The following is a 20,959-nucleotide window of genomic DNA, read 5'->3' as shown; positions in this document are numbered from 1 at the left end:
GACAAAAGGACGAAGGCACCCACCGGGTCGAGGTGGGTGCCTTCGTCGTTCGGGGCGGGCTCAGTCGCGCAGGAAGAGCTCGATCACGCAGCTGTCGACCTCGGGCGCGCGGTTCGGCAGCTTGAGCGTCAGCGTGTTCTCCGGCAGACCGGTGAGGTACGTGTGCCCGGGCGCCGCCGGATCGACGTCCACCCGCTTGATCTCCGACGCGTCGTGCAGGAACTGCGCGTACTCGACGCGGTCGCCCAGCCCGGGCAGATGGAGATGACCCATCGGCCACGCGAACACGTGCAGATACAGCCGCCGTCCGTTCTGCGTGTAGCGACAATCCGCCGGCGGCAGGTACGAGCTCGGGCCACAGTTGCGCACGGACCGTTCGTGCAGCCGCATCCAGTCCCCGATGCCGGCGAGGACGTCGAGCGCGCGCGGCTCCCACGCTCCACGCCCGTTCGGGCCGACGTTGAGCAGCATGTTGCCGCCCTTCGAGACCGCGTCGACCAGCATCCGGATCAGCAGCGCCGGCGACTTCCAGTCGTGGTTGTCGCGGTGGTACCCCCAGCTGCCGTTGAGCGTGTGGCACGCCTCCCACGGCACTTGCGTCCCGTTGCCGGCCGCAACCTCGTTCCCCGGCGGCTGCACCTGCTCGGGCGTGGTGAAGTCACCCGCACCGAGTCCCAGTCGATTGTTGACAAGGATGCCCGGCTGCAGCTCGCGGACCATCGCGAGCAGTTCGGCCGACCGCCACTCGTCCGGGCCCTTGGCGTTGAACCCGCGATCGGCGTACGAGAAGTCGAACCACATCACGTCGATCTGCCCGTACTCCGTGAGCAGCTCGCGGACCTGGCCGTGCAGGTAGTCGGCGTACTTCGAGACGTCGCGGTCGGCCGTACGGTCGATGAAGTCGACGTCCTTGCGCTGCGGGTGGTACAGGTCGATGGGGAACTCCGGGTGGTGCCAATCGAGCAACGAGTGGTACAGCCCGATCTTGAACCCGCGGGCCCGGAACGCGTCGACCATCGGCGCGAGCAGGTCCTTGCCCCACGGCGTGTTCGGCGCGGAGTAGTCGGTGAGCTCGGAGTCCCACAGGCAGAACCCGTCGTGGTGCTTGGTGGTGATCACCAGATAGCGCATCCCGGTGTTCCACGCGTCGTCCGCCCAGCGCACCGGGTCGTACAGGTCCGGCTCGAAGTGGTCGAAGTACGGCTGGTAGTCGTCGTCGGTGAGCTGTTCGTACGACTTCACCCACTCGTGCCGCGCCGCGGCCGCGTAGATGCCCCAGTGCACGAACAGCCCGAACCGCGCCTCGGTCAACCAGCTCATCGCGGACTGGCACCGCCGCTCAGCGCCGACTCGAACTCGCCGCGGATCTTGTCGCCGCCGTCCTTCGCCCACTTCTGCACCGCGGCCTCGAACGCGCTGATCGGCTTCCGCCCGGCGATCACGTCGTTGCGGACGTCGGTCAGCGCCTGTCCGATGTCGCCGCCGGACTTGTCGTTGGTCGGCGAGATCAGACTCGCCGTCGGGTCCTTGACGACCATGCCGATCAGCTTGGTCAGGTCCTCGTGCGCGCGCTCGACGTAGGTCGGGAACTGGGCGTTGTAGAGCGCCTGCGGCGGGGCGGTGATGTACTTCCACGGCACCGTCATCTCCGCCTCGCCCTTGCTGGTCAGCGTCGGGTTGCCTTTCGCGTCGCGGGTGAAGTCGACGCCCTCGACGCCGTACGTGAGCAGCAGGTTCTCGGTGCTGCCGAACGGCGCGGCGAAGAAGTTCGCCACCGCGAGCAGCTCCTTGGCGCGCTGCTCGTCGGCCTTCTTCATCAGCGTGTAGGCGAACAGGATGTTGTCGGACCAGGTGTTCGCCTTGCCGCCCTTCGGCGCCATCGGGACGAACGCCCGCGGGTCGTTCTCCGGGTCCAGCCGGGACATGTCCTTGACGTACCCGGAGTACGCCGGGAAGCCGTCGTACACCAGGGCGCCCTTGCCGGCCCGGAACGCGTTCTTGCGGGCGGTGCCGTCGATCCCGTCGGAGCCGGGCACGGTGAGGCCTGCCTTGACGAGCTGGACGGCGAACTCGAGGGCGGCCTGGTACTCCGGGGTCTCGAAGCTGCGGGTCAGTTTGCCGCCGTCGTCCTTCCAGCCGTTCGGGACGCCGAACATCTGCTGGATCATCGTGAAGAACGTGTTGCCCTTGGAGTTCACGATCGCCCACTGGCCCTGCTGCGGCCTGGTCAGCTCCTTGCAGGCGGCCAGGAAGTCCTCGGCGGTGGCCGGGTACTCGACACCGGCCGCGTCGAAGAGCCGCTTGTTGTAGAAGCCCGCGCCGCCGGTGATGCTGCGCGGGATCGGCAGCCCGTAGATCTTGTCCTGCACCACGCACGCCTGCCAGATCACCTGCGGGATGTTCGCGAGGTTCGGGTAGTCCTTGACCTTGTCGCCGGACAGGTACGGCGTCAGGTCGGTGCACTTTGCCGACAAGAAGGCCGGTAGATTGTTGACAAGGCTCGAGTCGGACAACAGCACCAGGTCCGGCAGTTCGTTCGCGGCGAGCACCGTCTGGAACTTCGTCGCCCAGTCGCTGTCCGGGACGATCGTCAGGTCGAGCGTGCCGCCGAGCTTCTGCTCGACCGCCTGCCAGGCTGCGTTCTTGTCCTTGGCCGGGGGCAGCGGATCGAAGATGTCGGTCATCACGCTCACCTTGCCGCCGGACAGCGGCGGCGTCTTCACCGTGGTGACGAGGTCCTTCGGGTACGTCAGGTAGCCCGGCGGTACGCCGTCCGCGGTGCCGGCGAGATCCGGCTTCGGGCCGTCGAAGGCGACGTAGGTCGGCAACGTCACCGAGGACGCGCGGGCAGGCCCGGACGCCGTACTGGCGTTGCTGCAGGCAACCAGCGTCGGGACGCCGGTGGCGCTCATCACGGCGACGCCGACTGCGCTCCGCAGGAAGCTTCTGCGACTCAGCGATGGGGTGGTCACGGTGTTTCTCCTAACCCTTGATGGCGCCGGTGAGTACGCCCTTGGTGAAGTAGCGCTGCAGGAACGGGTAGACGCAGAGGATGGGGACGAGCGCCACGACGACGACCGCCATCTGCACGGCCTGGATCGACGCGACCGCCTCGCCGGGCGACTCGGAAGCGCCGCCGACCGGCTGTCCTTGCAGGACGTAGAGGCGCAGCACGAGCGGCAACGGCCACTTGCCGGTGTCGCTGAGATAGAGCAGTGCGTTGAAGAACGCGTTCCAGTGCCCGACCGCGTAGAACAGCGCGACGACCGCGAGCACCGCCTTCGACAGCGGCAGCACGATCCGGAGCAGGATCGCGAGATCGCCGGCGCCGTCGATCCGGGCGCTGTCGAGCAGCTCGGCCGGGATGTTCTGGAAGAAGTTGCGCAGCACCAGGAAGTTGAAGGCGCTGACCAGTCCCGGGACGATCAGCGACGCGTACGAGTCGTACAGCCCGAGCGCCTTGACGAGCAGGAAGTTCGGGATGATCCCGGCCCCGAAGAGCATTGTGAACAATACTGCTGTCAACACGAACCGCCCGCCGACGATCGGCCGGCTGAGCCCGTAGGCGAGCGCGATCGTGACGACCATGTTCAGCGCCGTACCGACGACCGTGATGCCCGCACTGACCAGCAGCGCATGGCTGACCACGCCGCCGGCGAAGATCGTCCTGTACGCCGCCAGCGTCGGCTCGCTCGGGAACAACGAGATGATGCCGCCGCGCCGGGTGATCTCGGACTCGCCGGCCAGGCTCGTCGCGACGATGTTGACGAACGGGTAGAGCACCAGGAGACAGACGACCGCGATCACCGCGCCTTTGATCGCCAGCCCGGCTTTGCTCGGTGCCTCCATCCACGGCGGCCGCTGCGAGGTCTTCATCGGCTGTAGATCCCTTCGTGGCCGAAGCGGTGGGCGAGCTTGTTGGCGCCGAGGATCAGCACCAGGCCGATGGCGCCCTTGACCAGGCCGACGGCTGCCGCCGGACCCCACTGGCCGTCGAGGACGCCGTGGAAGTAGACGTAGGTGTCGAGGACCTCGGCCGCGTCGGCGCCGACCGCGTCGCGCTGCAGCAGGATCTGCTCGAAGCCGACCGAGAGGATGCTGCCGAGGTTCAGGATCAACAGCAGCAGGGTGACCGGCACGATGCCCGGCAGCGTTACGTGCCACAGCCGCCGCCAGCGGTCCGCGCCGTCGATCGCCGCGGCCTCGTAGTGCTCGGTGTCGATGTTGAGCAGCGCGGCGAGGTAGATGATCGTGCCCCAGCCGGCGTCCTTCCAGATCAGCTGCAGCGTCACCAGCCAGGGGAAGAAGCCGGAGCTCGTCATCAGGTCGGCGCGCGGCAGCCCGAGCTCGCCGAGCAGTTGCGGGAGCAGTCCGGTGCCGCCGATCAGCTGCTGACTGATCGAGATCAGGATCACCCACCCGATGAAGTGCGGCAGGTACACGACGCTCTGCACGAACCGCTTGATCTTCGGGCTGACGATGCTGTTGAGCAGCAACGCGAGCCCGATCGGCGCCGGGAAGAACAGCACCAGTTGGAGGACGGCGAACTTCAGCGTGTTGAGCAGAGCGCGGTAGAAGTCCGGCTCGGTGAACACCGCGAAGTTGCCGAAGCCGACCCACGGGCTCTCCTTGAACCCGAGATACGGCTGGTAGTCCTGGAAGACGATCACGTTGCCGAGCAGCGGCACGTAGTGGAACACCACGAAGAACAGCAACCCGGGCAACACCAGCAGCAACATCACCCGATCCCGCCACAACCGGGCGCCCAACCCAGGACCTCCGCGCCCGTGTTGCCCCTGGCGTGCGGCTCGGGAGGCTGCCCGGCGGGCGGACCAGGACGTGGCGCGGCCGGGAGAGCGGCTGACGCGGAGCATTGGGCGCCTCCTCGTAGTAAACGGTTGCTATCGTGCTGGCAGCAACCATGAAACGTTCAGTACCTGGCTGTCAAGCGGTCGTGGAACTTGTCTTGACCGATGGTCGACGGTCTGCCTACCGTTCTTAGTAACCGTTTACTAGGAGTGATCCGTGCCGAATCCTGAACCCGACCGGGGCAGCAGTCCGCGGTTGCGCACGCTCGTGGCGATGCCCGCGGAGACCTGGTCCGAGGTGGTCACCCCGGCGGCGCGCGCCCGTCTCGCTGCCGTCGCCGAGGTGCTCGGCCTCGACGTCCCGGGAGGCCTCGCCACCGGCCGGCCGTGCGGCGGGGTGGTCGACGGTGTGCCGCGGTTGGCCGGTTCGTTCGCGGAGGTGGCGGACGATCTGGCCGACGCGGAGGTGTTGCTGACCGGCTGGGGGTGTCCCCGGATCACCGCGGCCGTGCTCGACGCGGCGCCGAAGGTGCGGGCGATCGTGCATGCGGCCGGCACGATCAAGACGTTCGTGGACCCGGTGGCCTTCGAGCGTGGGGTGGAGGTGTCGTCGGCGGCGGGCGCGAATGCGGTGCCGGTCGCGGAGTTCACCGTCGCCGCGATCGTGCTGGCCGGCAAGCGAGCGTTCCGGCACCGCGACTGGTTCCGGACCTCGGGCGTGAAGCGACCGTTGCCGGGGGCACCGATCCTCGGCGCGCTCGGTACGACGGTCGGCGTCCTCGGGGCGTCCCGGATCGGCCGGTTGGTGCTCGAACGGCTCCGCGGCCTCGACGTCGACGTACTCGTGTACGACCCGTTCCTGAGTCGGGCCGAGGCTGCGGCGTACGGCGCGCGGTGGTGTGAGTTGCCGGAGCTGTTCGCGGCCAGCGACATCGTCAGCGTCCACGCACCACTGCTGCCCGAGACCGAGGGGCTGGTGTCGGCGGAGCTGCTGGCCGCGATGCCGGACGGCGGCGTACTCATCAACACCGCGCGCGGCCCGGTCGTCGATCACGCCGCCCTGGAACGCGAGTGCGTCTCGGGCCGCCTGGACGCGATCCTCGATGTCACGGACCCCGAGCCACTCCCACTCGATTCCCCGCTGCTCCAGCTCCCCAACGTCTTCATCACCCCCCACCTGGCCGGTGCCATGGGCAACGAATCCACCCGCCTGGGCGAGTCGGCCATCGCCGAGATCGAGCGACTGGCCGCTGGCCGGCCCCTCGCCCACGGCATCACCCACGAAGACCTGAGGCGAATCGCATGAGCGCCGGGTGGGCTGTGGCTGCGGAGCAGGAGGGGCGTGTGGGGCAGCTGCGGTTGCCGGCGCCGGATCGGGTTCTTTCCTCGCGGACCGGGTACACGCGGGAGACCTGGTTGGCGGTGGCGGATCACTTGCTCGAGTCGTTGGTGCCTTGGTTCACCGCGAGTGCGGCGCAGGTGCGGTTGCCGGGACGGGGGAGTTGGTCGGGGGCGGACTGCGACGGGCTGGAGGGGTTTGCGCGGTCGTTCCTGCTGGCAGCGTTCCGGATCGCGGCGACCGGTGGAGACGAGAAGCTGGTCGAGCGGTACGCGCGTGGGCTCGTGGCCGGTGCGGCGGGTGAGTGGCCGCGGTTGACGCCGTGTTCGCAGCAGATGGTGGAGGCGGCGGCGATCGCGGTCGGTCTGCACGAGTCGCGGGAATGGCTGTGGGACAAGCTCGATGGACGCGAGCAGCAACACGTCGTCGACTGGCTCAGCGGGTTCGTCGGGTCACGGACGTGGGACAACAACTGGCGGTTGTTCCAGGTCGTCGGCGAGCAGTTCCTCGCCTCCATCGGAGCGCCGTACGCGCAGGACGACATCGACGCGGGCCTCGACCGGATCGAGGACTGGTACGTGGGCGACGGGTGGTACTCCGACGGCCCCGGGCAGAACTTCGACCACTACATCGGCTGGGCGATACACCTGTACCCGGGCCTGTGGACGCGAATGGCCGGGCCCGCTGCGGACGGCCGCCTCGAGGTCTACAAGGAACGCCTGCACCGCTTCCTCGAGGACGCCGTCCATCTCGCCGGCGCCGACGGCGCACCGATCCACTTCGGTCGCTCCCTCTGCTACCGGACGGCCACCGCGGCGCCGTACTGGATGGGCGCGCTCCTCGACGCCACGCCGCTCACTCCGGGTCAGACCCGTCGCCTGTGCTCGGGCACCCTCAGGCACTTCGTGGACCGCGGTGTGCCGGACGACCGAGGCCTCCTGACGCTCGGCTGGCACCACCACTTCCTGCCGACGACGCAGCCGTACTCCGGACCCGCGTCGCCGTACTGGGCGTCCAAGGGATTCCTCGGGCTGCTGCTCCCGGCCGACCACGAGGTGTGGACCGCCCGCGAGGCCGCGCTGCCACTCGACGAGCACGACCAGATCCGCGCGATGCCGGCGCCGGGCTTCCTCGTCCAGGCGACGAAGCACGACGGCCTGGTACGCCTCCTCAACCACGGCAGTGACCACGGAGCCGAAGGCGACCCGCACTACAACCGTCTCGCCTACTCGAGTCGGACAGGCCCCGAGTTCGCCGACGAGCAGCTCGACAACCACATCAGCCTGGCCGGCGAGCGGAGCCGGATCGAGCGCATCGCCGACGGGCATTCCCGGTGGCAGGCGGGCGAGTCGCGACTCGAGGTCGCGAGCCTGGTGCACGGGCGGATCGAGGTGCGCTGCGTCCTCGTGGACGGCCCGGCCGGAGTCGTGCGGCACGGAGGGTACGCCGTCGCGGGCGAGCACCGCCCCGAGGCGAAGACCGGCGAGGTCTGGGCGCAGGCGATGCGGATCGATCGGCTGACCAGCGCGATGATCGGCCTGTACGGCTACGACGCCGCCGACGTACGGCGTGGGCTCGACACCAACGCGTTCGGCCCGCATTCCGCCACGCCGTACCTGGTTGCCGAGCACGACGGGAAAGGTCCGCGGGTGCTGGTCTCGGCGGTGGTACTGTCCGGCGACACGGTCTGGCCGCGGCAGCTGGCGGAGAGCATCGAGGTGACGGTGGACGGGTTCCACGTCACCGTGCGGTTCGCCGACGGTGCCCGGGCCGGCGTACAGCTGGGTGAGGAGGTGGGTGATGGCGGCGGAACCGCCCCGGACACGGGCGCGCCGGCGTGACCCCGAGGCGGCCCGGACGATCCGGGACGTGGCCGCCCGGGCCGGTGTCTCCACGGCGACCGTCTCCCGAGTTGTCAACGGCAACTATCCGGTCGCGGCCTCGACCCGGGCCGCGGTCGAGCGCGCGATGCGCGACCTCGGGTACGTCGCAAACGCGCACGCCCGCGCGCTGGCCGGTTCCACCACCCGCGTCGTCGGCATCGTGGTCAGCGAGATCGTCGACCCGTTCTTCGCCTACATCGCCCGCGGCGTCCAGGCCGAGGCGCTCGCCTCCGGGCGGCTCTGCCTGGTCTGCTCGACGCAGGGCGGTGAGGCCGCCGAGCTGCGGTTCGTCGACCTGCTGCTCGAGCAGCGCGCCGACGCCGTGATCCTGGTCGGCGGCGCGGTCGAGGACAAGGAGTACTTCGCCGCGGTCGGGCAGCGCGCCCGGCAGCTGGCGAGCAGCGGGTCCAGCCTGGTGCTGTGCGGCCGGCCGGGACTGGAGGACGGCGTCCCGGCGTACGCCGTGGAATACGACAACATCGGCGGCGCCGCCGCGATCACCGACCACCTGCTCAGCGCCGGGCACACCAAGATCCTGTATCTCGGCGGCCCGACCACCCTCTCGACGACCACGGCCCGGCTGCGCGGTTTCCACCAGGCCTTCGCGGCCCGCAAGCTGGAGCACGACCCGCGCCTGGTCCGGACCGGCGCGTTCGGCCGCCAATGGGGTTATCAGCAGACGCTCAAAGCCCTCGACGACGGCCTCGACTTCACCGCGATCTTCGCCGCCAACGACATCGTCGCCGCCGGTGTGTACGCCGCCCTGCGCGAGCGCGGCCTGCGGATCCCGGACGACGTCTCGGTGGTCGGGTACGACGACGTACCGGTGGCGACCGAGCTGCAGCCGGCGCTGACCACGGTCCGGGTGCCGCTGGAGGAGCTCGGGCGGGCCGCCGTACGAGCCGGCATTGCGGGTCAGGAGCCGAGCGCGGACCCGTTCGCGCACCAGCAGCCGATGACCACGCTGGGCACCGTCGTGGTGGTCCGCGACTCGGTCGGGCCGCCGGCGACCGGCTGATCACTCACAGCGAACTCCCAGCAGCCACCGCCCTCGGTGATCGTCGTGATCCGCAGCGTGACCAGCGATGACACTATGTCCGGACCTGTTCGGCCCCGTATCTCAGAGTGACGACGCGGTGCTTGACATATCCAGTGCGGCTCCCTGAGACTCAGCTCACTTTCGCGATCCGAGAGCGCTCTCAACTCCGTCCAAGTTCCAGGGAGCTTTGCATGCGGCCCAGTGCCCGCTATCGCCCCGTAGCCGGCGTGCTGGCGTGCGCCGCGATCCTGCTCGTCACCGCCTGCGGCGGTGGTTCCGGCGGCACCGAATCGGCCGGTTCCGATGCCGACGGGCCGAAGATCGAGCTGACCATCGCCACCTTCAACGAGTTCGGGTACGCCGACCTGTACGCCGAGTACGAGGCGCAGCACCCGAACATCACGATCGTGGAGAAGCACGCCAAGACCGTCGACGACCACGTCAAGAACCTGGACGCGAACCTGGCCCGCGGCACCGGCCTGGCCGACATCGAGGCGATGGAGGTCAGCTGGATCTACAAGTACCTGGCCAAGGACGACAAGTTCGTCGACCTGCGCCAGTACGGCGCGGACGACCTGCGGAACCGCTGGCTGGACTGGAAGGTGGCCGGCGCGACCACGCAGGACGGCAAGATCATCGGCTACGGCACCGACATCGGCCCGGAGGCGATCTGCTACCGCCGCGACCTGTTCGCGAAGGCCGGGCTGCCGACCGACCGGGCCAAGGTCGCCGAGCTGTTCCAGGACTGGCCGTCGTACTTCGCGGCCGGCCGGAAGTTCAAGCAGCGCGTGCCCGGCTCGGCCTGGTACGACTCCGCGGTGCTGACCTGGGAAGCGATGCGCAACCAGCTGATCCAGGCCTACTACTCCAACGAGGACCGCTTCCTCGGCGACGAGAATCCGCTGCTGAAGAACACCTGGAACCAGGTCGTGGCGGGCAGCAAGGACGGTCTGTCCGCACGGCTGCCGGCCTGGAGCGACGCGTGGAACGCGGCGTTCCGCAGCGACAAGTTCGCGACGATGGCCTGCCCGGGCTGGCTGCTCGGCGTGATCCAGGACAACGCCGGCGCCTACGGCAAGGGCAAGTGGGACGTCGCCGACGTGTTCCCCGGCGGCGGCGGAAACTGGGGCGGCTCGTACCTGACGGTGCCGGCGCAGTCGCCGCACCCCGAAGAGGCCGCGAAGCTCGCCGCCTGGCTGACCGCGCCGGAGCAGCAGGTGAAGGTGTTCAAGAAGATCGGCTCGTTCCCGTCGACGGTCGACGCCTACGACGACCCGCAGGTGAAGTCGCAGGTGAACGCGTACTTCAACAACGCGCCGGTCGGGCAGATCTTCGTCAACCGCGCCCGGAACGTGATCCTCAAGCAGCACAAGGGCCCCCGCGACGGAGAGATCAACCAGATCTTCAGCGCGGCGCTGGCGCGCGTCGACGACGGCAAGCAGACCTCGGCCGCGGCCTGGGAGCAGGCGCTCGCCGAGGCGGAGAAGACCGCGAACACCCGCGTCGGCAACTGAAGGATTTCTGCCAACACGCCCGCTCCGCCCGGCAACGACCGACGCACGTTCGTCCTCGGACGTACTACGGTGTGAACGCAGGCCAATCGAGAACTGAGGAGGGCCGATGAACGGGTCTGGTTCTCCGACACTGGAGCAGGTCGCGGCGCTCGCCGGGGTGTCGCGGGCGACTGTCTCGCGGGTGGTGAACGGATCGCCGAAGGTGCTGCCGGACACCGTCGCGGCGGTCGAGCAGGCGATCCTGCAGCTCGGCTACGTGCCGAACCGGGCGGCCCGCGCGCTGGTGACGCGGCGGACCGACTCGATCGCGATCGTCGTCCCGGAACCGGACAGCCGGGTGTTCTCCGACCCGTTCTTCGCCGGCATGCTCAGCGGCGTCAGCCGGACGCTCGCGCCGACGTCGTCCCAGCTCGTGCTGCTGATCGAGCCGGCTGCGGAACCGACCGGGGCCGACGACCAGCGTCTGCTGCGGTACCTGCGCGGCGGGCACGTGGACGGCGCGATCGTGATCAGCCACCACGGCCGCGACAACGTGCTGCAGGAGCTCGCCCAGCTGCCGCTGCCGATCGTGTTCAGCGCGCGGCCGCTCGGGGTCGACGTACCGGTGGCGAGTGTGGACGTGGACAACGTCGCCGGCGCCCGGACCGGCGTCGAGCACCTGCTGTCGATCGGCCGCCGCAAGATCGCGACGGTCGCCGGGCCGCTCGACATGACGGCCGGCATCGACCGCCTGACCGGCTACCAGGAAGTGATGAAGGAAGCCGGCCTGCCCGCGATGATCGCGTACGGCGACTTCACCGCCGACGGCGGCGAGCAGGCGGCCCTGCGCCTGCTGGACGAGCACCCGGATTTGGACGGCCTGTTCGTGGCGTCCGACCTGATGGCGACCGCGGCGCTGCGGGTGCTGTCGCAACACGGCCGCCGCGTGCCCGCGGACGTCGCCGTGGTCGGCTTCGACGACTCGGTCCTCGCCACCACGACGACCCCGAAGCTGACCACCGTCCGCCAGCCCGTGGAGCAACTCGGCGCCCGCCTCGCCGAGATCCTGCTGGCCAAGATCGGCGGCGCCGAACACACCACGCCGGAGATCTACGACACCGAACTGATCATCCGCGACAGCGCCTGACAGGCACCGGCGTCGGCGTCGCCAACACGCGAACCGCGACCACCCCACCTCGAGCGCAACGCTGTGGTATCTCTGGGTGAAAGGGGGGCGCCCATGTCGACTGACCACGAGATCCGGATCGCGCTGGTTCTGAACGGTGGTGTCAGCCTGGCGGTCTGGATGGGCGGGGTGACGCATGAGCTCGATCTGATCCGGCGCGCGTCCGGCGACGAAGGTGCGCCCGGCCCGCAGCAGTACGACGCGGTGCTCGCGGACCGCTGGCGGGAGTTGTGCCACAACGGCGCGGAACGGCGCCGCGTGGTCGTCGACGTGATCGCGGGGACCAGCGCCGGCGGCCTGAACGGTTCGCTGCTGGCGACCGCGATCGCGAACGGTTCGACCCTCGACCCCGACGGCGACGACGGTCCGTGGCTGCGCCGCAAGTGGGTCGGGCTCGGCTCGCTCGACGTCGGCAAGCTGGTGCCGTCCGCGGGCGCGAAGTCGACGTCGGTGCTCGACGGCAAGTACTTCCTGCGGCAACTCGAGGACCTGCTGAAAGGGGTCGCCGACGCGGGCGAGAGCGACGCCGAGGAGCCGGTGACGCTGTTCGTCACCGCGTCCGGGCTGGGTGTTCAGCAGTTCGAGGCGAAGGACGCGGCGGGGCAGGCGTTCGTCGTACCGGACCATCGCTACCTGTTCGGCTTCACGAGTGAGGACGCGCCGACGTACGACGGTGTGCGCCGGGAGTTCACCGTCGAGGTGAAGAACGGGCTGAAGGACACCGACCTGCTGGCGCGCGCGGCCCGTGCGTCCGCGTCGTTCCCGGCGGCCTTCGGCCCGGTGCTGGAGACACCGGAGCTGGCCGCGCAACCGCCCCGGATCCAGCCCGGCCCGGCCGAGTCCGGCTCCTGGCTCATCGACGGCGGCGTCCTCGACAACGCCCCGTTCGGCCCGGTGCTCGACGTGGTCGCCCGCCGCCCGGTCGCCGGCAAGGCCAGCCGCTACGTGCTGTACGTCGTACCGTCGGCCGGGATCGGGCGCGCGGCGACCGCCTTGGCCGGCGCGAAGGAGCCGAGCTGGCGGGTGGCCGCGCTGTCCGCGGTCCAGTTCCCGCGGGAGGTCGACTTCCGCTCCGACGTCGAGCAGCTCGAGCGGCTGCTGTTGGAGGCGGACGCGTCCTGGTCGGACACCCAGCGGCTGTTCGACCGTTGTCTCAAGCAACCAGAGGACCGGGCGCGGCTGACGGCGGCGGCCGAGGCGCTGCAGCCGGCCTACGCGCGCGGCCGTGCGGCCGGCGGCGTGTGGGAGGCGGTCACGATCGCCAGTCACGACCAGTCGACCGTGCTGGACGCCGCGACCGCGTTGTCGGAGCCGGAGATCGACGAGATCCTGACCACCGAGCATCCCTGGGTGCCCGGCCCGGACGGCTCGACGGCGGCGCTCCGGGACGACGCCGAGGGCAACCCGAGCTGGTTGTGGGGGACCGGCGCCGCGGAGCGGATCGTCCGGCTGATCCTGCGCTCGCTGCGCAACCGGGTGGGCGCCGCGGCGCCGACCGAGCGCGCCGACCTGGAGAAGCGGCTGACCGCGGCGAGCGACTGCCTGATGAAGGTCCAGGCCGTCCGGGACGCGCTGAACGCGGAGCTGGCGGCGGCGGATCTCGACCTGCGCCCGGCGGGCGGCGCCGAGGCGGTCGCGGTCGGGCTGAACGACATCTTCGAGCAGTTGCAGATCCAGCGCGCGCTCGGCGACGCGTTCGCCGCGCTGATCTCGGTGGTCGGCCGGGAGCTCGTCGACACCGCACTCGAGGTCGAGATCGTGTCCCGCTGTACGTCGGCGCGCACGCCGCAGCAGCGCAGTGCGCCGTTCCAGTTCCTGCGCCTCGGGCCGGACATTCCGCTCGCGGTGCTGGACGAGCTGCAGGAAGGATCGATCGCCAACCAGCTGAAGGACCGCATCCTGTACGGCAGCCAGGTCGGCCACTTCGGCGCGTTCGGCGCGGCCGACTGGCGGCGGTGGGACTGGCTGATGGGTCGCCTGCACTGCGTCGCGCATCTCGGCGCGATGCTCGGTGCGGACGCCAACTGGATCCGCGAGACGCAGCGCGAGGTGCTGCGGGCCGAGGGCTGGGAGCTCGACGCGGTCGCCGGCCGGATCGAGCGGCTGGCCAGGGACTTCCCGGTCGACGCCGGCCTCGGTGCGCTGGTGACGATGCGGGACGAGCTGAACGCGTCCCCCGAGGGCCGCGCGATCACCAAGGGACTCGCGGACCGGATGGTCGACGTGTCGGGCGGCCTCGGTCCGCAGGTCGGCGACTGGGTCAAGGCGGCCGCGGGCCGCAAGCAGCAGCCGGGTTCGTGGCTGCTGCGGGCCACGCGCTGGTTCACCGAGCCGGCGCGGCAGACGGTCTGGGACCGGATGGTGCGCGGCGCGAAGCTCAGCCCCGCCCGCCGGCCCGCGGTCTTCGAGCCATGGTTGCCCGCGGCAACAGCTGCGGTCGGCGTCGTGCTGCTCGTGCTGTCCGGACTGGTCGACGCCGCCCGGATCCCGGCTGCGGTGCTGGCCGGCGCGGTGCTGGCGCTGAGCGCGGTGCTCGGCGTGGTGACCTGGTACGTCCGCCGTACCCGCCGCCGGATCCGGTCCTGGATCGAGCGGCGGATGCCGGAGATCAGAGGTCCCGCCAAGAGCTGACGCGTAGCAGGGGGCAGCTCTTGGCGGGACCTCTCAGTCCAGCGTCACGAAGTCGATGAGTTCCTCGACGCGGCCGAGCAGGGCCGGGTCGAGGTCGGCGAAGCTGTTCACCTTGGACAGGATGTGCTTCCAGGCCGCGGCGACGTCGGCCTGGTCGGTGGCCGGCCAGCCGAACGCCTGCAGCACGCCCTTCTTCCAGTCCTGGCCGTGCGGGACCCGCGGCCACGCCTTGATGCCGACCGACGACGGCTTGACCGCTTCCCAGATGTCGATGAACGGGTGCCCGACGACGTGCACGTAGCGGTCCGTCACCTGGGCCGCGATCTTCGACTCCTTCGACCCCTCGACCAGGTGGTCGACGAGGACGCCGAGCCGCCGCCCGGGGCCGGGCTGGAACCGGTTGACGATCTGGACCAGGTCGTCGACGCCTTCGAGGTACTCGACCACGACGCCCTCGATTCGCAGGTCGTCGCCCCACACCTTCTCGACCAGTTCGGCGTCGTGCCGCCCCTCGACGTAGATCCGGCTGGCCCGCGCGACCTTGGCCCGGACGTTGTCGACGGCCACCGATCCGGACGCGGTCCGGGTCTTCTTCGCCGGGCCGGCCTTCTTCGGCGGCTTCAGGCTGACCGGTTTGCCGTCGAGCCAGAAGCCCGGGCCCAGCGGGTAGGTGCGGATCTTGCCGTGCCGGTCCTCGAGGTCGACGACGCCGTGCTCCCAGCGCACGATCGCGCCGACGAAGCCCGAGCTCGGCTCCTCGACGACCATGCCCTTCTCGATCTCGACCTCGACGGTCCGCCCGTTCTTGGGCTTGCGCCAGTCACCCGCGAGTACGTCGTTCCCATACCTGTCAGCCACGCGCCAACTCTAATAACTGGGAGCGGCCGCGGTCGGCGTTGACTGTCGGCTCGGCGCGGCCAGGGTGAGCGCGTAGTAGGCCGCGAATCCGGCGACCAGGCCGACCGCCCACGAGTAGTCGTACAGCGGCTTGAGGAACGGGATCAGGCCGTCGGCCGGGAACGGGCCGGCGCCCGGGTTCGAGTACGCGCCGCCGACCGCGAGCAGCGATCCGAACAGCGTGGCGACGACACCGCGCCAGTTCCAGCCGGCGTTGTACCAGTACCGGCCGCCGGGCCGGTAGAGGTCGGCGAGTGCCAGGTTCGTCCGGTCGAGCACCCAGTAGCCCGCGATCAGGACGCCGGCCACCGACGCGAGCAGCCCGCCGTAGAACGACAGCCAGACGAAGATGTAGATCGACGGGTCCGAGATCAGCCGCCACGGCTGGATCACGATGCCGATCACGCCGGTGAGCAGGCCCGCGGTCCGGAAGTTCAGCCAGCGCGGCAACGCGTTCGCGAAGTCGTACGACGGACTCACGACGTTGGCCGCCACGTTGCAGGACATCGTCGCGAGGATCGCCATGATCAGCCCGATCGTCACGATCACCGGATTCTCGAAGCGCCGGGTGAGCTCGACCGGGTCCCAGATCGCCGAGCCGTACAGCACCACGGTGCCGGACGTGGTGATGATCGAGACCAGCGCGATGAACGACATCGTGGTCGGCAGGCCGATGATCTGCCCCCAGACCTGTTGCCGCTGGCCCTTCCCGAACCGGGTGAAGTCCGGCATGTTCAGCGACAGCGTGGCCCAGAACGCGATCATGCCCATCAGCGACGGCGCGAAGATCTTCCAGAAGTCGGCGTCCCAGCCGAGTTTCGACGGCTGCGAAAGGATCGGCCCGAAACCGCCGGCCTTCACCAGGATCGCCACCATCAGCGCCACGAACGCGACCGTCACCAGCGGGGCCGCCCAGTTCTCGAAGCGGCGCAGACCCTCAATACCACGCAAGATCAGCACCATCTGCAGCACCCAGAAGAACGCGAAGCTCAGCCACATCGTCCACGGGTGCCCGCCGATCGCGGCCGCCTCGGTCCAGCCCTTGCCGAACAGCTCGCCGACGATCACGTAGATGGCCTGCCCGCCGATCCAGGTCTGGATCCCGAACCAGCCGCAGGCGATGAAGGCCCGCAGCAGGGCCGGGAGGTTCGCGCCGCGGACGCCGTAGAACGCCCGGGCGAACACCGGGAACGGGATGCCGTACTTCGTCCCGGCGTGGCTGTTCAGCAGCAGCGGGACGAGCACGATCAGGTTCCCGAGGGTGATCGTCAGGAACGCCTGCAGCCAGTTCATCCCGAGCGCCACCAGGCCGGACGCGAGCAGGTAGCTGGGGATGTTGTGCGCCATCCCCATCCACAGCGCGGCGTAGTTGTACGTCGTCCAGGTCCGCTCGGGCAGCCGGGTCGGGGCCAGCTCGGCGTTGGCGTACGGGCTGTCCGCGAGCACGACGGGATCAGCCAGTTCGACTCGCCCGTCCGGGTGAACAGTTTGCTGGGCCATCTGATCCCACCTCATCCGGTCGGGCGTTGTCCGTTCCGAACAAGTTGCGCGACCGGATGACGTCGTGTCAACGGACAACTACCCGAAAGGACTATCCCGGGCCGACAAGGGGCAGCGTCGGGCGCTGCGGCGTGCCGAGGGCCGCGTAGCCGCGGCGGATCGCGTCCTGGAGCTTGTCGACCGGCCACGGCCAGTCCTCGGTGTGCTTCAGCGCGTCCTCGAGCGGGGTGCCGGCGTGGTGCAGGGTGGAGATGGTGTTGGCGACCTTGCCCAGCTCGATCGCCTGGTCGTGGGCGAACTCGAGGTCCACGACCGCGCCGTGGCCCGGGACGATCTTCACGTCCTGCGGCATCATGCCGACCACGGCCTGGATCGTGTCCGGCCACTCCAGCGGGAACGAGTCCTCGCCGTACGACGGCGGCGCCGACTCCTCGAGCAGGTCGCCGACGAAGAACACGTCCACGTCCGGCACGGCGACCACGGTGTCGCCGGAGGTGTGCGCGTTGCCGACGTACAGCAGCTCGACGCGGCGGTCGCCGAGGTCGATCACCTTGGCGGCCGCGAACGTCGTACCGGCCAGGTTCTCCTCAGTGGCGGCGTTCTCGTGCAGGTAGACGGTGGCGTCGGTGAACACGCTGTTACCGGCCACGTGGTCGAAGTGGGCGTGGGTGTTGACGACCCATGTCACCGGCGCGTCGGTCAGCTCGCGGATGTGCTCGCGGAGCTGCTCGGCCTCCGCGGTGGTGGCCCGGGTGTCGATCACCAGCGCGCCGTCGGCGCCGACGACCAGGCCGACGTTCAGGTCCCATTCGTCGTACCGCCGGACCCAGGTGCGATCGCCGATCTCGGCCCAAGCGCTCATGCCGTCGAGATTACTTGCTCAGCACATCGCCCCTGAGCACCTGGTCCCGGCTGACACCGCGCAGCAGCAGGCCGACGTTGTCGCCGGCCTTCGCGGTCTGCACCGTCTTGCGGAACATCTCGACGCCCGTCACCTCGACCTGCTGCATCGGCTGCCCGGCGCGGGTGAGCAGCACCTGCTCGCCGACCGACACGGTCCCGGCCTGTACCCGGCCGGTCACCACGGTGCCGCGGCCGGTGATCGAGAACACGTCCTCGACCGTCATCCCGAACGAGCCCACCGGCAACGTGTCCTGCGGCCGCGGCGGCGCCGGAAAGCTGTTGGCCTCCGCATGCCCGCGCGCGAGCATCTCCTGCGGATCCATCGGATTCGACCGCTTCCAGAACTTCCAGCCCATCCCTCGACACTAGCTGTTGGCAAGCCCTCTACCCGGGACCTAGAGTCGCAACTGTTCCGAACGGAATCTCGAAACTTTCGAAGGGTGGCCGGTGTGACGACACGACGTGCTGTGGTGGTCCGGGGCGGCTGGGAAGGGCACTCGCCGGTCGAGGCGACCGACCTGTTCATCCCGTTCCTCAAGGAGAACGGTTTCGACGTCACGGTCTCCGACACGACTGCCGCGTATCTCGACCTGGACGGCGTCGACCTCGTCCTGCAGTGCGTGACGATGAGCGACATCGAGCAGGACCACTTCAAGGGCCTGGAGGCGGCGATCCGCCGCGGCACCGGGTTCGCCGGCTGGCACGGCGGCATCGCCGACTCGTTCCGGAAGAACGTGGACTACAGCTTCATCACCGGCGGGCAGTTCATCTCGCACCCGCACGGCTTCACCGACTACCGCGTCGACGTGGTCCCGGAGCAGTCCGACCACCCGATCGTCGAGGGCATCACGCACTTCGACGTGCACACCGAGCAGTACTACATCCACTACGACCCGACCAACACCATCCTCGCCACCACGACGTTCCAGTCGCACCCGGACTACCCGTGGATCGAGGGCGCCGTGATGCCCGCGGTCTGGACCCGCACCTGGGGTGAGGGCAAGGTCTTCGTCTGCACCGTCGGCCACAAGCTGGACGATCTGGAGACGCCCGAGGTCAAGACGATCATCGAGCGGGGGCTGCTGTGGGCGAGCAAGTGACACGCGTCGGCATCGTCGGTACCGGCGTCATCTCGGGGACCTATCTCGACCACCTGGGCAAGTTGCCCGGCGTCGACGTGGTCGCGGTCGCCGACCTGGACCGCTCCCGCGCCGAGGCGATCGCGGAGCAGAACGACGGGATCCGCGCGCTGACTCCCGACGAGCTGTACGCGGCTGACGACATTGAGATTGTCGTCAATCTGACGATCCCGGCCGCGCACGCCGCTGTGCACCAGGCCGCGCTGGCCGCCGGCAAGCACGTGTACGGCGAGAAGCCGCTGGCCATGGACCGTGCCGAGGCGGAGCCGCTGCTCAAGTACGCCGCCGCCAACGACCTGCGGATCGGCTGCGCACCGGACACGGTCCTCGGCACCGGCACCCAGACTGCCCGGGCCGTGATCGACCGCGGTGACATCGGCACCCCGCACGCGGCGACCGCGTTCATGGTGACGCCCGGCCACGAGCTGTGGCACCCGGCGCCCGAGTTCTATTACCAGCCGGGCGGCGGCCCGGTCCTCGACATGGGTCCGTACTACGTGACCAGCCTGGTGACGCTGCTCGGGCCGGTCGTCCGGGTGACCGCCCGCGCCGGTCGGGCGAAGCAGCAGCGGAAGATCCACACCGGGCCGCGGGCCGGGACCGTGTTCGACGTCGAGGTGCCGACGCACGTGACCGGCGTGCTGGAGCACGAGTCGGGCGCGCTGACCACGGTGCTGATGTCGTTCGACGTGTGGGCCGGGCGGCTGCCGCGGATCGAGGTCCACGGCACGGACGGCAGCCTGTCCGTACCGGACCCGAACGGGTTCGACGGGACCGTCGAGATCGTCACCCCGGAGCAGCGCGAGTGGACCGAGGTACCGGTCGCGGGCGGGTACGCCGGGGCCGGGCGCGGGGTCGGCGTCGCGGACATGGCCCGGGCGCTGCGCACCGGCGAGCCGCACCGCGCCAGCGGCGAGCTGGCCTACCACGTGCTCGACGTCCTCGAGTCGTTCGTCGACTCCGCGGTGCAGGATCAGCCGCTTGATGTGGCCAGTACAGTGACGCGCCCCGCGGCCGTTCCGTTGGGAGCGTCGCCCGAGACCGCCTAGACTGGCACTCTGAAGGATTGAGTGCCAAGAGGCGGAGAGGGTGGTGCGCGTGCTCGACGAACGCAAGCTGGATGTTCTCCGCGCCATCGTCGAGGACTACGTGGCCACCCATGAGCCGGTCGGCTCGAAGACTCTGGTCGACCGGCACAACCTCGGCGTCTCCCCGGCCACCGTGCGCAACGACATGGCCGCGCTGGAGGAAGAGGGGTACATCACCCAGCCGCACACCAGCGCTGGCCGGATCCCGACCGACGCGGGCTACCGGCTGTTCGTCGACAAGCTGAGCACGGTCAAGACCCTCTCGATCGCCGAGAAGAAGGCGATCACGTCGTTCCTGGCCGGAGCGGTCGACCTGGACGACGTGGTCCGCCGGACCGTCCGGCTGCTGGCGCAGATCACCCGCCAGGTCGCCATCGTGCAGTACCCGTCGCTGAACCGGTCGAGTGTGCGGCACATCGAGGTCGTCACGATGAGCCCGCGGCGGTTGCTGCTCGTGCTGATCACCAGCAACGGCCGGGTCGAGCAGCGGCACGTCGAGCACCCGCACGACGTCGACGAGCAGCTGATCGCGGACCTGCGGTCCCGGCTGAACACGGCGCTGGCCGGTCAGCGCCTGACCGACGCGACGGCGTCGCTGGCCGGTGTGCCGGAGCTGTTCGCGCCGGCCGACCGGTCACTGGTCGCGGCGATCGTCACCACGCTGCTGGAGGCGTTCACCGACGAGGTCGGCGAGCAGCGGATCGCGGTCGGCGGCGCCGCCAACCTGACCCGGTACGGCGACGACTTCGAGCGGAACGTGAAGCCGGTGCTGGAGGCGCTGGAGGAGCACGTCATCCTGCTCAAGCTGCTCGGCGAGGCGACCAACCCGCAGACGCTGACCGTCCGGATCGGCCACGAGAACCCCTTCGAGGAACTCGCGACGACCTCGGTGGTCGCGACCGGCTACGGGTCGAAGTCCGAGGTGCTGGCCACACTGGGCATCGTCGGACCGACGCACATGGACTATCCGAGCACGATGGGCGCCGTACGGGCCGTCGCGCGCTACGTCAGCCAGATCCTGGCTGAGTCATGACGATTTTGCTATCAACCCCC

Annotated in this window: 17 protein-coding genes; 9 read left to right on the top strand and 8 right to left on the bottom strand. The window is 69.6% G+C overall.

The features are described from left to right. Positions 1 to 60: 60 nt before the first annotated feature. The 4 genes from ABZX12_RS02235 to ABZX12_RS02220 are packed head-to-tail and all read right to left on the bottom strand — an operon-like array spanning position 61 to position 4,739. Complete coding sequence (locus ABZX12_RS02235) at positions 61 to 1,320, bottom strand: alpha-L-fucosidase (RefSeq protein WP_355689035.1); 1,260 nt, start codon at positions 1,318 to 1,320, stop codon at positions 61 to 63. Then, positions 1,317 to 2,972, bottom strand: coding sequence for an extracellular solute-binding protein (locus ABZX12_RS02230; RefSeq protein ID WP_355689033.1), 1,656 nt, complete (start codon positions 2,970 to 2,972; stop codon positions 1,317 to 1,319). The genes ABZX12_RS02235 and ABZX12_RS02230 overlap by 4 nt, the downstream gene beginning before the upstream one ends. A gap of 10 nt (positions 2,973 to 2,982) precedes the next feature. Beyond that, on the bottom strand, positions 2,983 to 3,876 hold the full coding sequence (locus ABZX12_RS02225) for a carbohydrate ABC transporter permease (protein ID WP_355689031.1): 894 nt from the start codon (positions 3,874 to 3,876) through the stop codon (positions 2,983 to 2,985). After that, positions 3,873 to 4,739 carry an ABC transporter permease subunit gene (locus ABZX12_RS02220; RefSeq protein WP_355689029.1) on the bottom strand — a complete coding sequence of 289 codons (867 nt, stop codon included), beginning with the start codon at positions 4,737 to 4,739 and terminating at the stop codon, positions 3,873 to 3,875. Before ABZX12_RS02220 ends, ABZX12_RS02225 begins: the two co-directional genes overlap by 4 nt. A gap of 286 nt (positions 4,740 to 5,025) precedes the next feature. Here ABZX12_RS02220 and ABZX12_RS02215 point away from each other — a divergent pair, with 286 nt between their 5' ends. The 6 genes from ABZX12_RS02215 (at position 5,026) to ABZX12_RS02190 (ending at position 14,379) form a co-directional block, all read left to right on the top strand. Beyond that, positions 5,026 to 6,114, top strand: coding sequence for a hydroxyacid dehydrogenase (locus ABZX12_RS02215; protein ID WP_355689027.1), 1,089 nt, complete (start codon positions 5,026 to 5,028; stop codon positions 6,112 to 6,114). Between the two features lie 38 nt (positions 6,115 to 6,152). Beyond that, the gene (locus ABZX12_RS02210; RefSeq protein WP_355689025.1) at positions 6,153 to 7,988 is read left to right on the top strand and encodes a DUF2264 domain-containing protein; all 1,836 of its coding nucleotides are present in this window, start codon (positions 6,153 to 6,155) and stop codon (positions 7,986 to 7,988) included. Further along, on the top strand, positions 7,948 to 9,048 hold the full coding sequence (locus tag ABZX12_RS02205; protein ID WP_355689023.1) for a LacI family DNA-binding transcriptional regulator: 1,101 nt from the start codon (positions 7,948 to 7,950) through the stop codon (positions 9,046 to 9,048). The genes ABZX12_RS02210 and ABZX12_RS02205 overlap by 41 nt, the downstream gene beginning before the upstream one ends. Before the next feature lie 212 nt (positions 9,049 to 9,260). Then, positions 9,261 to 10,583, top strand: coding sequence for an ABC transporter substrate-binding protein (locus ABZX12_RS02200; RefSeq protein ID WP_355689021.1), 1,323 nt, complete (start codon positions 9,261 to 9,263; stop codon positions 10,581 to 10,583). A 106-nt stretch (positions 10,584 to 10,689) separates the two neighbouring features. Beyond that, a complete protein-coding gene (locus tag ABZX12_RS02195) occupies positions 10,690 to 11,709 on the top strand; it encodes a LacI family DNA-binding transcriptional regulator (RefSeq protein WP_355689019.1) in 1,020 nt (339 codons plus the stop codon). A gap of 93 nt (positions 11,710 to 11,802) precedes the next feature. Continuing rightward, positions 11,803 to 14,379: a DUF3376 domain-containing protein gene (locus tag ABZX12_RS02190; RefSeq protein WP_355689018.1), complete on the top strand. Its 2,577-nt coding sequence runs from the start codon at positions 11,803 to 11,805 to the stop codon at positions 14,377 to 14,379. Positions 14,380 to 14,412: 33 nt separating this feature from the next. Here ABZX12_RS02190 and ABZX12_RS02185 read toward each other — a convergent pair whose 3' ends face one another. The 4 genes from ABZX12_RS02185 to ABZX12_RS02170 all read right to left on the bottom strand — a co-directional run bounded on the left by ABZX12_RS02185 (position 14,413) and on the right by ABZX12_RS02170 (position 18,035). Continuing rightward, complete coding sequence (locus ABZX12_RS02185; protein ID WP_355689016.1) at positions 14,413 to 15,237, bottom strand: DUF3097 domain-containing protein; 825 nt, start codon at positions 15,235 to 15,237, stop codon at positions 14,413 to 14,415. A 9-nt stretch (positions 15,238 to 15,246) separates the two neighbouring features. Next, a complete protein-coding gene (locus tag ABZX12_RS02180) occupies positions 15,247 to 16,776 on the bottom strand; it encodes an NCS1 family nucleobase:cation symporter-1 (protein WP_355689015.1) in 1,530 nt (509 codons plus the stop codon). A gap of 91 nt (positions 16,777 to 16,867) precedes the next feature. Next, positions 16,868 to 17,638 (bottom strand): MBL fold metallo-hydrolase, encoded by a 771-nt coding sequence (locus tag ABZX12_RS02175; RefSeq protein WP_355689014.1) that lies wholly within the window; start codon positions 17,636 to 17,638, stop codon positions 16,868 to 16,870. Positions 17,639 to 17,648: 10 nt separating this feature from the next. Then, complete coding sequence (locus ABZX12_RS02170) at positions 17,649 to 18,035, bottom strand: EF-Tu/IF-2/RF-3 family GTPase (protein WP_355689012.1); 387 nt, start codon at positions 18,033 to 18,035, stop codon at positions 17,649 to 17,651. A 93-nt stretch (positions 18,036 to 18,128) separates the two neighbouring features. On the opposite strand from ABZX12_RS02170, the gene ABZX12_RS02165 reads away from it, so the two are divergent. From ABZX12_RS02165 to hrcA, 3 genes are read left to right on the top strand one after another with little or no spacing between them, the layout of a single operon-like run. Continuing rightward, entirely contained in the window at positions 18,129 to 18,779 is a 651-nt protein-coding gene (locus tag ABZX12_RS02165) for a ThuA domain-containing protein (RefSeq protein WP_355689010.1), read from the top strand. Further along, complete coding sequence (locus ABZX12_RS02160; RefSeq protein ID WP_355689008.1) at positions 18,776 to 19,867, top strand: Gfo/Idh/MocA family oxidoreductase; 1,092 nt, start codon at positions 18,776 to 18,778, stop codon at positions 19,865 to 19,867. Before ABZX12_RS02165 ends, ABZX12_RS02160 begins: the two co-directional genes overlap by 4 nt. 49 nt (positions 19,868 to 19,916) lie before the next feature. Next, complete coding sequence (hrcA, locus tag ABZX12_RS02155; protein WP_355689006.1) at positions 19,917 to 20,939, top strand: heat-inducible transcriptional repressor HrcA; 1,023 nt, start codon at positions 19,917 to 19,919, stop codon at positions 20,937 to 20,939. The last annotated feature ends 20 nt before the right edge of the window (positions 20,940 to 20,959 follow it).

It is taken from the genome of Kribbella sp. NPDC003505 (assembly GCF_040610875.1).
Taxonomy (GTDB): domain Bacteria; phylum Actinomycetota; class Actinomycetes; order Propionibacteriales; family Kribbellaceae; genus Kribbella.
This window is presented reverse-complemented; position numbering and strand designations above follow the sequence as displayed.

Coding starts and splice junctions, on each gene's coding strand:
- ABZX12_RS02235 (WP_355689035.1), bottom strand. CDS start 1,320: ATGAGCTGGTTGACCGAGGCGCGGTTCGGGCTGTTCGTGCACTGGGGC.
- ABZX12_RS02225 (WP_355689031.1), bottom strand. CDS start 3,876: ATGAAGACCTCGCAGCGGCCGCCGTGGATGGAGGCACCGAGCAAAGCC.
- ABZX12_RS02220 (WP_355689029.1), bottom strand. CDS start 4,739: ATGTTGCTGCTGGTGTTGCCCGGGTTGCTGTTCTTCGTGGTGTTCCAC.
- ABZX12_RS02205 (WP_355689023.1), top strand. CDS start 7,948: ATGGCGGCGGAACCGCCCCGGACACGGGCGCGCCGGCGTGACCCCGAG.
- ABZX12_RS02200 (WP_355689021.1), top strand. CDS start 9,261: ATGCGGCCCAGTGCCCGCTATCGCCCCGTAGCCGGCGTGCTGGCGTGC.
- ABZX12_RS02195 (WP_355689019.1), top strand. CDS start 10,690: ATGAACGGGTCTGGTTCTCCGACACTGGAGCAGGTCGCGGCGCTCGCC.
- ABZX12_RS02190 (WP_355689018.1), top strand. CDS start 11,803: ATGTCGACTGACCACGAGATCCGGATCGCGCTGGTTCTGAACGGTGGT.
- ABZX12_RS02180 (WP_355689015.1), bottom strand. CDS start 16,776: ATGGCCCAGCAAACTGTTCACCCGGACGGGCGAGTCGAACTGGCTGAT.
- ABZX12_RS02175 (WP_355689014.1), bottom strand. CDS start 17,638: ATGAGCGCTTGGGCCGAGATCGGCGATCGCACCTGGGTCCGGCGGTAC.
- ABZX12_RS02170 (WP_355689012.1), bottom strand. CDS start 18,035: ATGGGCTGGAAGTTCTGGAAGCGGTCGAATCCGATGGATCCGCAGGAG.